Annotated in this window: 12 protein-coding genes; 8 read left to right on the top strand and 4 right to left on the bottom strand. The window is 64.4% G+C overall.

From position 1 onward, the window contains the following. Positions 1 to 204: 204 nt before the first annotated feature. Positions 205 to 1,596 (bottom strand): leucyl aminopeptidase family protein, encoded by a 1,392-nt coding sequence (locus HY058_22280; protein ID MBI3500030.1) that lies wholly within the window; start codon positions 1,594 to 1,596, stop codon positions 205 to 207. A 152-nt stretch (positions 1,597 to 1,748) separates the two neighbouring features. On the opposite strand from HY058_22280, the gene HY058_22275 reads away from it, so the two are divergent. The 5 genes from HY058_22275 to tcmP all read left to right on the top strand — a co-directional run bounded on the left by HY058_22275 (position 1,749) and on the right by tcmP (position 5,183). Beyond that, on the top strand, positions 1,749 to 2,402 hold the full coding sequence (locus HY058_22275; GenBank protein ID MBI3500029.1) for a glutathione S-transferase family protein: 654 nt from the start codon (positions 1,749 to 1,751) through the stop codon (positions 2,400 to 2,402). Then, positions 2,402 to 2,644, top strand: a complete 243-nt coding sequence (locus HY058_22270) for a hypothetical protein (GenBank protein MBI3500028.1) — start codon at positions 2,402 to 2,404, stop codon at positions 2,642 to 2,644. Before HY058_22275 ends, HY058_22270 begins: the two co-directional genes overlap by 1 nt. Before the next feature lie 39 nt (positions 2,645 to 2,683). After that, on the top strand, positions 2,684 to 3,100 hold the full coding sequence (locus HY058_22265) for a GFA family protein (protein ID MBI3500027.1): 417 nt from the start codon (positions 2,684 to 2,686) through the stop codon (positions 3,098 to 3,100). A 156-nt stretch (positions 3,101 to 3,256) separates the two neighbouring features. Further along, entirely contained in the window at positions 3,257 to 4,015 is a 759-nt protein-coding gene (locus tag HY058_22260) for a phage Gp37/Gp68 family protein (GenBank protein ID MBI3500026.1), read from the top strand. Positions 4,016 to 4,028: 13 nt separating this feature from the next. Further along, a complete protein-coding gene (gene tcmP / locus HY058_22255; GenBank protein ID MBI3500025.1) occupies positions 4,029 to 5,183 on the top strand; it encodes a three-Cys-motif partner protein TcmP in 1,155 nt (384 codons plus the stop codon). Positions 5,184 to 5,204: 21 nt separating this feature from the next. Here the strand turns inward: tcmP and HY058_22250 are convergent, their stop codons facing one another. From HY058_22250 to HY058_22240, 3 genes are all read right to left on the bottom strand, one after another. Beyond that, positions 5,205 to 5,438, bottom strand: a complete 234-nt coding sequence (locus tag HY058_22250) for a hypothetical protein (GenBank protein ID MBI3500024.1) — start codon at positions 5,436 to 5,438, stop codon at positions 5,205 to 5,207. Positions 5,439 to 5,450: 12 nt separating this feature from the next. Continuing rightward, entirely contained in the window at positions 5,451 to 7,364 is a 1,914-nt protein-coding gene (locus tag HY058_22245) for a polysaccharide biosynthesis protein (protein ID MBI3500023.1), read from the bottom strand. 73 nt (positions 7,365 to 7,437) lie between these two features. Then, positions 7,438 to 8,439, bottom strand: a complete 1,002-nt coding sequence (locus tag HY058_22240) for a glycosyltransferase family 4 protein (protein ID MBI3500022.1) — start codon at positions 8,437 to 8,439, stop codon at positions 7,438 to 7,440. A gap of 84 nt (positions 8,440 to 8,523) precedes the next feature. Between HY058_22240 and HY058_22235 the strand changes: the two genes are divergently transcribed. The 3 genes from HY058_22235 to HY058_22225 all read left to right on the top strand — a co-directional run bounded on the left by HY058_22235 (position 8,524) and on the right by HY058_22225 (position 11,818). Then, a complete protein-coding gene (locus HY058_22235) occupies positions 8,524 to 9,795 on the top strand; it encodes a nucleotide sugar dehydrogenase (protein ID MBI3500021.1) in 1,272 nt (423 codons plus the stop codon). Positions 9,796 to 9,951: 156 nt separating this feature from the next. Next, a complete protein-coding gene (locus HY058_22230) occupies positions 9,952 to 10,410 on the top strand; it encodes a GNAT family N-acetyltransferase (GenBank protein ID MBI3500020.1) in 459 nt (152 codons plus the stop codon). 460 nt (positions 10,411 to 10,870) lie between these two features. Beyond that, a complete protein-coding gene (locus HY058_22225; protein ID MBI3500019.1) occupies positions 10,871 to 11,818 on the top strand; it encodes a M20/M25/M40 family metallo-hydrolase in 948 nt (315 codons plus the stop codon). Positions 11,819 to 11,826 lie beyond the last annotated feature (8 nt).

The following is an 11,826-nucleotide window of genomic DNA, read 5'->3' as shown; positions in this document are numbered from 1 at the left end:
TCAACCTCATGCATCGAAAGCCAATTGCCCACCTGCTCAACCCACTGCCAGGGCCAAGTCTCAATAACTCCCAATTGACCCTTCAATGCATCTGAATCTAAACCGGACAGCCGTGGGCTCGTCCCGGCCATCCACGTCGTGCCGCTGCACCACCGAAGACGTGGATGGCCGGGACGAGCCCGGCCATGACGAGATGAAACAACTCTACACCCGCGCGTAGCGCTGGCGGATGAGCGCCAGCAGCGCGCGCGCACCGAGCGCCTCGCCGCCTTCCGGGCGCCCGGGCCTGGTCTTGGCGTTCCAGGCGTAGGTGTCGATATGCACCCAGGGCGTATCCTTGGAGACGAAGCTCTGCAGGAACAAGGCCGCGGTCACCGAGCCGGCGAAGGGCGCATCGCCGGTGGACGAGATGTCCGCCATGTAGGTCTCCAGCATCTTGCGATAGGGCTGCCAGAGCGGCATGCGCCAGAGCGGGTCGGCCTCGGCTTGGGCATGGGTGAGGAGATCGGCAGCGACCGAATCGTTGTTGGAGAACAGGGCCGGCAGCTCCGGGCCCAAGGCCACGCGCGCGGCTCCGGTCAAGGTCGCCATGTCGATCAGCAAGGTCGGCTTCTCGCTGTCGGCTTCGGCCAAGGCATCGCAGAGGATGAGCCTGCCCTCGGCATCGGTGTTGCCGACCTCGACCGTGATGCCCTTGCGCGTGCGGATCACGTCCAAGGGATGGAAGGCGTTGGCGGAGATGGCGTTCTCCACCGCCGGCACCAGCACCCGGAGCCGGAGCGGCAGCGCCTCGGCCATGATCATCTTGGCCAGCGCCAGCACGCTGGCGGCTCCGCCCATGTCCTTCTTCATCATCTTCATGCCGGCGGCGGTCTTGATGTCGAGCCCGCCGGAATCGAAGCACACGCCCTTGCCCACCAAGGTCACCTTCGGCGCCGACGGCTTGCCCCAGCTCATATCGATGAGCCGAGGGGCATCGGCCGCGGCGCGGCCGACCGCGTGGATGGTCGGGTAGTTGCGCTTCAGGAGCTGGTCGCCGACGATCACCTCGATCTTGGCGCCGTGCTGCTTGGCGAGCTCGCCGGCCGCGGAAGCAAGCGCGCTCGGACCCATGTCATCGGCCGGCGTGTTGATGAGATCGCGGGCCAGGCATAGGGCCTCGGCCCGGGCTTCGACCAGGACGCGGTCGGCGGCTTCGGGCCAGACGAGCGTGGCCGGCTTCCGCTTGGCGCTCTTGTAGCGGGTATAGGCATAGCTGCCCAATGCCCAGCCGAGCGCGGCGTTGTTCGCCTCGGCTGCCTCCAGCCTCGCCTCCAGCCGGTAGCGGTGCTTGGCCGGGAGCTTGGTCGGCAAATCGCCATAGGCCCAGATATGCCCTGGCGATTCGACGCCGACCAAGACCTGGCGCAGCCGATGGTCACGGCCAGGCACGAGGGCCACGCTGCCGGGCTCGGCGGTGAAGCCCACCGATTCCAACCACGCCTTGAGCCCGGCCGGCTTGTCCTTGAGGAAATCCCGGAGCCGCCCCTTCTTGACCGGGACGATGGGGATCGTGTCGGCCCCGGCGCGCGAGGCAAGAGAGGTGGGCACGGGCATGGCTCCGCTCAGGTTTCGGGTAGGCATGGAGAGAATGGCGCGCTTGCGCGTCGGTGAAAAGGCCAGAAAAACAACGCGCTCCGGCTTCTTGGTTGCACCCACCCGCCGGTTTGCTCTAATGCGGGCCAAGCGCAACCAGCACAGAGGGGGCGATGGCCCGCTTCACGATCGTTCTCGGCAACAAGAACTATTCATCCTGGTCGATGCGTCCCTGGCTGGTGCTGAAAGCGACCGGCGAGGCCTTCGAGGAGATCGTGGTTCCGCTCGATCAGCCGCAGACCCGCGAGCAGATCCTCCGGCACTCGCCCTCGGGGCGGGTCCCGGCGCTGATCGACGACGGACAGACGGTTTGGGACTCGCTTGCCATATCGGAATATCTCTTCGAGCAATTCCCCAAGGCGAAGCTCTGGCCGGAGAATCGCGAGGCCCGTGCGGTGGCGCGTGCCGTCAGCGCCGAGATGCATTCCGGCTTCGCCGCGGTGCGCGAGAACATGCCGATGAATGTCCGCTCGAGCTTTCCCGGCCGCGGCCGCGCCCCGGGCGTGCAGGAGGACGTCAACCGCATCACGGCGCTCTGGCGCGACTGCCGCAAGCGCTTCGGCGAGGGCGGCGAGCTGTTGTTCGGGCACTTCACCATCGCGGACGCGATGTTTGGCCCGGTGATCAGCCGGTTCCGCACCTACCAGGTGGCGCTCGAGGAGGACGCGCAGCGTTACGTCGATGCCGTCTGGAACCTGCCGCAGATGGTCGAATGGGTCGAGGCCGCGCGCCGCGAGCCGATGATCATCGAGAAGTACGAGTTCTAATGCTGGGGCGGTTCCTGTCGCATCCGCGCTCGGTCGGCCAGAGCTATAGCGAGCATCTCCTCTTTGCCCAGCGCTACGGCTGGAAGATGGTGAAGGGCGGGCTCGCCGCCATTCTCCACGGCCTGATGCCGTTCCTGTTCGTCACCACCGCGAGCGAGACCGTGCGCGAGCTCTCGCAGCTCGCATCCGTGCCCGCGCGCAAGCCCAAGCAAAGGCCGACGCCGCGGCGGCGGAACCGTTGAACAAAGCTCGATGGGATTCGGCTCAGTCAAGGTGAACCAATGACCACCCGTCAGGCCGCCTGCAGCTGCGGACAGCTTCGGCTCGCATGCCAGGGCGAACCCGTGCGCATTTCGATGTGCCATTGCTTGGACTGCCAGCGCCGAACCGGCAGCGCTTTTGGCGCGCAAGCGCGATTCCGACGCGAACAGATTCTCGAGATCGAAGGCCGCGCGAGCGAGTTCGTTCGGGTGGCCGACAGCGGCAACAAGCTGGTCTTCCGGTTTTGCCCAAACTGCGGCTCGACCGTCTACTGGGAGAACGACGGGGTGCCCCGATTCATCGCCGTGGCTATGGGTGCCTTCGGCGATCCGAGCTTTCCGCCGCCCCGCATCGCCGTCTACGAGTCGCGGGCGCATTCCTGGGCGCTGGCGCCGGCGGGGATGTCGATCGAGCGCCAAAGCGGCGACGCCAACTAGACGGATCGACCACGGCAGGCGTGGGAATGCCGGCAGAGTGAGTGCGCAGATCCGATACATCGGATCGTCGCTATGCTTCCCGCCAAGACGGCAAATAAGCGACCTCATGTACAATTGAGGCTGGTCAATGTTCTGTATTTGTTCTAGGATGGGCCAATGTCGACGACGACTCAAATTGAGTGGACCGACGCGACATGGAATCCAGTGACCGGCTGTTCGAAGGTCACGCGAGGCTGCGATCTCTGCTACGCGGAACGCTTCTCAGAGCGGTTTCGTGGTGTCCCAGGACATCCTTTTGAGAACGGTTTTGACCTCACACTAAGGCCTGAACGACTGAAGCAGCCGCTGCAGTGGCGACAGCCTCGTCGCATTTTCGTCAACTCTATGAGCGATCTCTTTCATAAAGAGGTACCCAGGTCCTTCATTGATTCTGTGTTCGACACGATGGAGGCCGCCGACTGGCACACCTACCAAGTCCTCACCAAGCGCAGCTCTCTGATGGCTCGATATCTTTGGAGAAGATATGGCACCGACCTAGCACCGCCGCACGTTTGGCTGGGTGTCTCAATTGAAGACGCGCAGAACACGGTGCGGATGAGACATCTTCAAGCTGCGCAGGCATCAGTGAAATTTGTGTCCTTTGAACCATTGCTGGGTTCTGTGGGGAGGGTCGATCTCAGAGGGATCGATTGGGCAATTGTTGGTGGTGAGAGCGGGCCTCATGCGCGGCCGATGGCCCAAGAATGGGCGATCGAAATCCGAGATCAATGCCAGGCAGCCAACGTTGCATTCTTCTTTAAACAATGGGGAGGCATACGTCCGAAATCCGGCGGTCGCCTCCTCTGCGGACGTGAATGGAATCAATATCCATCTGGATCCAAGGTTCAGAACCTAGGAGCCGTGGCTGCGGACTAGAAGGGCGAGATGGGTGACCGATCCGTACTTAGGTCGCGAGCAAACTAAGGCAAAGCATTTCATTCTCAAGCGCTATCTTCAGGCGCTCGCGTTCAAAGTTCTAACGTTTTCAGACGTAACATACGTCGATGGTTTCTCGGGTCCCTGGGAAACCACGACGGCGAATTTTAGCGACTCCTCGTTTATGATTGCAATCTCAGTGCTGAGAGACGCCCAAGCGCAAATTCTTGAGCGAAAGAGGCAGCGCCGAAAAATTCACTGTTTCTTTTCCGAGATAAACGCTGGTGCCTTCGCGCAGCTTCAATCGGCAGTGGCTCCGTTTCACAAGCCTGACGAAGGCTTCGAAATCAGAACCCAGTGCGGGAAGTTCGAAGACTTTGTTGGCGAGATTCAATCTTTCATTGGGTCGTCATTTCCTCTGATCTTCATCGACCCGACAGGATGGACGGGCTACCCGTTCGATAAGATCAAGCCACTCTTCATGCGGCGTAAATGCGAAGTCATAATTAACTTTATGTACGACCACATCAATCGCTTCGCACATAGCAATGATGCAGAAATCATCGCTTCATTAGAGCCGATCTTGGGCGGAGCTGATTGGAGTGGTCGGCTCGACCCAAATCTTCCCCGCGGGCTTGCGGTGGAGAAACTGTTTCGTGAATCACTCAGAGCAGCAGGTAACTTCGATTTCGTAATATCGACCCCGATCGACAAGGCAACAGCTGATAGGGCGCACTTTTTCATCACGTATGGGACCAAGAGCGCAGAAGGCTTAAAGACTTTTCGACAGACCGAATACGATGCGTGGCGCGGGCACGCGAAAAATCGGGCACTGGCAAAAGAGAAGAGACGACAAGAACGGTCAAGCACCATTGATCTGTTCGCTGGACTTTCAGCTGAAATGGAGGAAGCCACGATCGAGCAGATTGTTGAAAACGATAAAGCGCGAGCAGCGGACGATTTGATCGCGACCCTCTCATCGCAAGGGCCAACCAGATTTGCTGCCATCGTTGCTCAGTTGCTCCAGACTCACCGACTGCGTGAAACGAACATTAAGGACATCTGCGTTGCGCTTGCGAAGGCTGGTACAATTGAAAATTCTTGGGGCGGCGGCAATCGGAAGCCGGGCGAAGGGCACGTGCTCAAGTTGGCTGCAAAGGCTCGCTAAGCACCAAGCTGCGGGGAGCGCTCAGAGCCGTTCCATCGCCTCGGAAAATTGGCGCCAGGGAATGCGCTTGAAGCCCTTTTTGCCGCGGGCACGCTTCCAGCCGAAGGTGCCCTGACCGATCTCGATCGTGCCCAACAGGCCGTCATGGTCACGGATCTTGAAGGTGACGCCGGCGCCGGCCCTAGCGATATCCCAGGCTTTCAGCGAGACGTTGATCTCGTATCTGGGCTCGAGCTTCGGGCGTTTCCTGACCATGGCCCCTCGCAGTTAGACTCTTCCCACCTTGCGCTCGGCCGCGGCCTCGGCCTGGTATTCCGGCACCAGCCGGCGGATGAGCTGCAAGGTCTGCTCGCTGCGCCGCTGGCGGGCGGCCTCGGCGAGCTCGTCCAAGGCGCGGCTCAGCAGCGCGTGATCGGCGGTGCGGGGGCGCGCCAAGAGGATGCCGGCCTGGCTGGTCGGCATCGATGCTTCGCCGTCATGGAACAGCTCTTCGCTGAGCTTCTCGCCCGGCCGCAAGCCGACGAATTCGATCTTGACGTCGATCTCCGGCCGCTTGCCGGCGAGCCGGATCATCTGGTGGGCGAGGTCGAGGATCTTCACCGGCGGGCCCATGTCGAGGACGTGGATGGCGCCGACATCGGCCGCGTCCGCTTCCGGCACCGAGGCGTGCAGCACCAGCTCGACCGCTTCGCGCACGGTCATGAAGAAGCGCGTCATCTCCTTGTGGGTGACGGTGAGCGGTCCGCCGCGGGCGAGCTGGCGCTTGAACAGCGGCACCACCGAGCCGGTCGAGCCCAGCACATTGCCGAAGCGCACCGTCACGATGCGGGTGCCGCCGCTTGGGCGGAGTGCGATGTCGAGCGCCTGGCAATAGGCTTCCGCCAGCCGCTTGGAAGCGCCCATGATGCTGGATGGATTGACCGCCTTGTCGGTGGAGATCAGCACCATCGCCTCGACACTCGCACCTCGCGCCGCATCGGCGACGGTGCGGGTGCCGATGACGTTGGTCAGCACCGCCTCGTTCGGGTTCGTCTCCATCAGCAGCACGTGCTTCAAGGCGGCGGCGTGGAACACCAGCTCGGGCCGCTCGCGCGCCATGATCTGCTCGACCCTGGCGCGGTCGCGCACATCGCCCAGGGTCGCGGTTCGCTTGACCTCAGGCCAGCCTTCGGCCAGCTCCAGATCGATCTGGTAGAGCGCGTATTCGCTGATGTCGAAGAGTGCCAGATGCGCCGGAGCGAGCTCGGCGATCTGGCGCGCGAGCTCGCCGCCGATGCTGCCGCCGGCCCCGGTCACCATGACGCGCTTGCCGCCGATGAGGTGCTGGATGCGGGAGCGGTCGAGCACCGCCTGAGGCCGACCCAGAAGATCCTCGACCGCGATCGGGCGGATGTCGCTCTCGGGCTCGCTCGGGTGCTCGAGACGCGACGGCGGCGGCAGACGGCTCAAGGGTATGGCCAGCCGATCGGCCGCATCGAGGAGCGTGCGCACCTCGGCACCGGTCGCTTCGCTGCCGATGACCAGGCGTTCGGGACGGATGCCGCGATGGGTCAGGCGCTCGACTACGGAAGGAAGGTCGGCGGCGCGGCCGAGCACCTCCATGCCGCGCACGCGGCGTCCCTGCCACTCGGTACGATCCTCGATGAGTCCGACGATGCGGTAGGTGGCATCCGCCGCCGTGGCGCGCCTGGCGAAGAGATCGGCCGCATCGCCCCAGCCGATGAGCAGCACCGGCACGCGCCTTGCGCCGCCCCGCTCGAACAAGGCCTTGAACGCCCGGTCCTGGGACAGGCGATAGAGCACCCGCGGCGCCGCCATGAGCCCGGTCAGCACGAAGACGTCGATCGCCAGGGTCGAGCGCGGGAACTCGGCCAGCCGCGTCACCATGAACAGGGTGACCAGGAACACCAGGTTGACGAGGAACACGGCGCGCACGATGGCGAAAAGATCGTCGAGGGAGACGTAGCGCCACACCCGCTTGTGCAGTCCGGCCCACCAGAACACCACGGCGGCGACCAGCGTGAACAGCGCTAGGCCGAGCCAGATCACCTCGCCCGACCAGGTGAAGAAGCTGCTGCCCAGGCGGAGCCACAGCGAGAAGAGATAGGAGATCGCCGCCAGCGCCACGTCATGCGCCATCACGACCCACGACCGGCCGTTGCCCCTCAAGCGCACGGGCATTCCAACCGACCTCGCATGGGTCTCGCAGGGCAGAGTTGCATGGGGGTTCGGCTCGCTTGCGACGGCGCTCTGATCATATCACAGGGTGCCGCCCGACGCGGCCAAAGCCGCCGAGTGCCGCGGCGACGAGAATGACGGCCAGGCCAAGTGCCACGAAGGGATGACCAAGGGTGGCGAGGATGGCCAGCAGAATGAGCGCCAGATCGACGGCGATCACCCAGCCGGCGACGCGGGCATGGCTCCAGCCGCCCCGCACCGCCCGCTGATAGAAGTGCTGGCGATGTGCTTGCCAGATGCGCTCGCCGCGGCAAAGCCGCGCCAACAAGGTCAAGGTCGAATCGGCGGAATAGTAGAGCGGCAGGATGAGGACGGCAGCCCAGGCTCCGGAAGCGGCCGCGGCGATGAGGAGGCCGCCCAGAAGATATCCCAAGGGCACGCTGCCGACATCGCCCAGGAAGATCCTGGCCGGGTGCCAGTTCCAGCGGAGGAAGCCGAGCGCGGCGGCCGCCAGGATGAGCGCCGGCGTCGCGTCCAGGGCGATGCCGAGGGCGGGCAGGAGGGCGAGCCCGAGCCCGAGTGCCGTGGTCTCCACACCGGTGATGCCGTCGATGCCGTCCATGAAATTGTAGAGATTGACGAACCACAGCCAAAGGAAGCCGGTCACTGCGAGATCGAGGGCGGGCGGCAGCAAGCCCTGGAACACGTGGCCGCCGCCGGCCAGGGCCCAGAGCCCCACCGCCACGGCGACCGCCTGGCCCGCCAGCCGCTGCAGGACCGGCAGCTTACGCATGTCGTCGACCCAGGACAGAAGCGCCAAGCCGGCGGCGGCGGCGGCGAGCACGGCCAGGCCCAAGGGGCGCTCGGCGCCAAGCCCGGCATAGGCAAGCCAGGCCGCCAGCACGGTCAGCATGACGCCGATGCCCCCGCCCGTTGGCGTGGGCACGTTGTGGCTGCTGCGATGATTGGGCACGTCCAGGATCGCCCGGCGCCGGAGCAGCCCGAGCGCAGCACCGGTGGCGAGCCAGGAGCCGCCGGCGACAGCGACCGGCAGGGCCAAATTCCAAAGCCAATCCATCGCGTTGGGTTTATACAGGGCCCGCCGCATCGACCCAAGCCTCGTTGACAGAGGACCGGTGCTGCCGTTAACGCTGGGCCCCCTATGGCCGTTCCCCCCAGCATCGTCGTCGTCGGCCTCGGCTATGTGGGCCTGCCGCTCGCCGTGGCCCTCTCGCGGCATTTCCCGGTGGCGGGCTATGACGTCGACCGGGAGCGCATCGCCGAGCTGAAGCGCGGCCATGATCGCAATGGCGAGATCGGCCCGGACAGCCTGGCGGTTCTCGGCTCGGCGCTTGCCGACGATCCCGCCATCCTCGCCGGCCGCGACATCTACATCGTGACCGCGCCCACGCCGGTCGATGCCGACAACCGTCCGGACCTCTCTGCCGTGATCCAAGCCTCCGACACCATCGGCAGCCGGCTCGGCCCGGGCGCCATCGTCGTTTATGAGAGCACGGTCTATCCCGGCGTGACCGAGGGCGTGGCAGGGCCCCGGCTCGAAGCCGCCTCGGGCCTCAAATGCGGCCGCGATTTCTTCCTCGGATATTCCCCGGAGCGGATCAATGTCGGCGATCCCGAACATGGTCTGGCCGGGCTTCCCAAGGTGGTCGCCGGCCAGACCGAGGATGTGGCCAAGCGACTGGAGGCGATCTACGGGCGCATCGCGGCTTCGGTGCACCGTGCCAAAGATATCCGCACGGCCGAAGCGGCGAAGGTGATCGAGAACGCCCAGCGCGACATCAACATCGCCTTCGTCAACGAGGTGGCGATGATCTTCGACCGCATGGGCCTGTCGATGCATGACGTGCTGGAAGCGGCATCGACTAAGTGGAACTTCCACGCCTACACCCCCGGCCTCGTCGGCGGCCATTGCATCGGCGTCGATCCGTTCTATCTGGCCCATGCCGCGCTCGAGGTCGGCATCGAGCCGGCGATCGTGCTGGCCGGACGGCGCATCAACGACGCCATGGGCGAGTTCTTCGCCGAGCGCATCTGGCAGGAGCTGGGTCGGCCGAGCACGGCCCGAGTGCTGGTGCTGGGTCTCGCCTTTAAGGAAAACGTCCGCGATCTCCGCAACAGCAAGGTCGCCGATCTCGTCCGCGGTCTGGAGCGCCGAGGGGCCGAGGTCCGCGTGCACGACGCCTTAGCCGACGCGGCCGAAGCGCTCTCTCTTTATGGCATCGAGCTCGAGGGCGATCTGGACGGTCTCGGCCCATTCGATGCCCTCGTCGGCGCGGTCGCGCACCTGGCCTATCGCCGGCTCGGCGCCGCCGATCTCCAGCGTCTGGTCAGGCCCGGCGGCGTGATCGCCGATATCAAGGGCATCTGGAGGGGTGTCACGCTGCCCGAGGGTCGCAAATTATGGACGCTATGAGGCCACCGTCGCGCGCCGCGTCGCGTTGCAGCGCGGATGCAATTGCTATGTTGTCGATCGAGCGGCATGGCCGCCCACGGGGCACGCGCGAACGCGTCGTTCAAGGAACTCCGTCCATGTGGCCTATCGCATCGGCATTGCCGAACGCCTCGGGCAATGGTGACGATCGAAGTTCGCGACACCGTGATGGCAGATCGGCCGGCGTGGCAGCGGATGTGGTCGGCCAATTGCAAGCATTTCGGCGCCTCGATCCCGGAGGCCGATGACCACGAATTGTGGCGCCGGCTCATGGATCCGGCAAACCCGGTGGGCAGCTTGGTGGCGAGCGCATCCGACTCCGAAGGATTGCTGGTCGGCTTTGCGCATTATGTGCTTCATCCGCACACCTTCAGCCGCCGGATGGTCTGCTACCTCGAGGACCTTTGGGTCGAGCCCGCCGCCCGCGGCGCCGGGATCGGGCGCCGGCTCATCGAGGCGCTGATTGCGCGCGGCCGGGACCTGGGCTGGCAGCGACTATACTGGCATACCGCGGCTGACAACGCGGCGGCCCGCGCTCTCTACGACCGCATTGCGCGCGCCACCAATCACGTCCGCTACGACATCACCCTGCGATGACGGAAGCGGCTCGGCGATGTCGTTTCTCCGCACCGATGGACCAGAAGGTTGCTGGCGGGCGGGCAAGACGGAAATAGCGGAGACTCAGCCAACTCGATGCCGTCTGCGGCACGGTCGCGCACCTTTCCTATCGCCAGCTCGGCGCCGCCGATCTCGCGCGTCCGGTCAGACCCGACGGCGTGATCGCCGGCATCAAGGTCATCTTGCTGGGCGTCAAGCTGCCCACCGGGCTCATGCGGTGTACGCCTCGAGGCGGGTGCGAGGCACGAAGGCAGCGCTCGGGCGTGAACTCGTAAACAGGCGCTGGGCCGGCTTGCCGGAGTCCGCTTTGGGTCAGTGAGCGGCCGTCCCTCGCGGCACGCGGCGCGACCGGGAAGTGCCATAAGCGGATGTTCAACTTTGGAATATCGGTCGACGGCGTTAATATCGAAAGTCGCGTCCTTGGCCCCTAGGAGAACTGATGTCCAAGCGGCCCTTCGATCTGAACGCAGCCCTGCGCGGACGCATGGTGTTGGCAGAATCGCTGTTCGCCGACTTGCGTCGCCTCAGTGCCGACGGAGTTGGCGTAACCCGCGCTCCTTATAGCGAGAAAGAGACAGCAGCCCACGATCTTCTTGCACAAGCGGCCCGCTCGGTCGGGCTCGAGGTGGAAGCGGATTTCGCGAAGAACACCTATCTCGTATTGCGCGGGCATGATCGTACCCGCCCGGCGGTCATCATCGGATCGCATCTCGACTCGGTGGTGTGCGGAGGCAACTACGACGGCGCCGCTGGCGTCATCGCCGGCCTTGTCACCGTGGCTGCCATGATCGACAGCGCGAGGCGGCCAGCCATCGACATCAAGGTCATGGCGATCAGGGCCGAGGAGGGAACCTGGTTCGGCTTGGATCATATCGGCTCGCGCGCCGCATTGGGCGAGCTTCCTGCGGAGGAGCTGAAGGCGCTACGCGTCGACAGCAAGCGCCCTTTGCGCCAGCACATGCTGGAAACCGGTTGCGATCTCGAATTGATTCAATCGAAGAAGCGGTTCCTAGAAGCGGGCTCGACGCGGGCGTATTTCGAACTGCACATCGAGCAGGGTCCGGTGCTGGAGCAGGCGAAGGTTCCGGTCGGCATCGTCACCGGAGGCAGTCAGATCATCGGTTCATCGTCTTCCGCATCGGATATGGCGATTAACGTCGCCATGATCTTCGCCATGCTGAACGTCGCGCTTGCGGGGTTCAACCTATTGCCGCTCTACCCGCTCGATGGCGGACGCGTGGCCGATCTTATCGTCGGAGCGATCGGCGGCAAACACGGCGCGAAACCGCAGAAGGCGTTCCGCATCGCCACCGGCGCCCTTTTTCTCGTCATCGTCGCCTCCGTAATCATCGGCGACTGTTTCTCTCTCGCGTTCAGCCATCGTTGAACGCAATC

The sequence above is a fragment of the Pseudomonadota bacterium genome (assembly GCA_016195085.1).
Taxonomy (GTDB): domain Bacteria; phylum Pseudomonadota; class Alphaproteobacteria; order SHVZ01; family SHVZ01; genus JACQAG01.
Note: the sequence above shows the minus strand (reverse complement) of the source record. Positions and strands in the feature narration are given on the sequence as shown.

Coding starts and splice junctions, on each gene's coding strand:
- HY058_22280 (MBI3500030.1), bottom strand. CDS start 1,596: ATGCCCGTGCCCACCTCTCTTGCCTCGCGCGCCGGGGCCGACACGATC.
- HY058_22225 (MBI3500019.1), top strand. CDS start 10,871: ATGTCCAAGCGGCCCTTCGATCTGAACGCAGCCCTGCGCGGACGCATG.
- HY058_22270 (MBI3500028.1), top strand. CDS start 2,402: ATGCTGGGGCGGTTCCTGTCGCATCCGCGCTCGGTCGGCCAGAGCTAT.
- HY058_22240 (MBI3500022.1), bottom strand. CDS start 8,439: ATGGATTGGCTTTGGAATTTGGCCCTGCCGGTCGCTGTCGCCGGCGGC.
- HY058_22250 (MBI3500024.1), bottom strand. CDS start 5,438: ATGGTCAGGAAACGCCCGAAGCTCGAGCCCAGATACGAGATCAACGTC.
- HY058_22230 (MBI3500020.1), top strand. CDS start 9,952: ATGGTGACGATCGAAGTTCGCGACACCGTGATGGCAGATCGGCCGGCG.
- HY058_22260 (MBI3500026.1), top strand. CDS start 3,257: ATGTCGACGACGACTCAAATTGAGTGGACCGACGCGACATGGAATCCA.
- HY058_22265 (MBI3500027.1), top strand. CDS start 2,684: ATGACCACCCGTCAGGCCGCCTGCAGCTGCGGACAGCTTCGGCTCGCA.
- HY058_22275 (MBI3500029.1), top strand. CDS start 1,749: ATGGCCCGCTTCACGATCGTTCTCGGCAACAAGAACTATTCATCCTGG.
- HY058_22235 (MBI3500021.1), top strand. CDS start 8,524: ATGGCCGTTCCCCCCAGCATCGTCGTCGTCGGCCTCGGCTATGTGGGC.
- HY058_22245 (MBI3500023.1), bottom strand. CDS start 7,364: ATGCCCGTGCGCTTGAGGGGCAACGGCCGGTCGTGGGTCGTGATGGCG.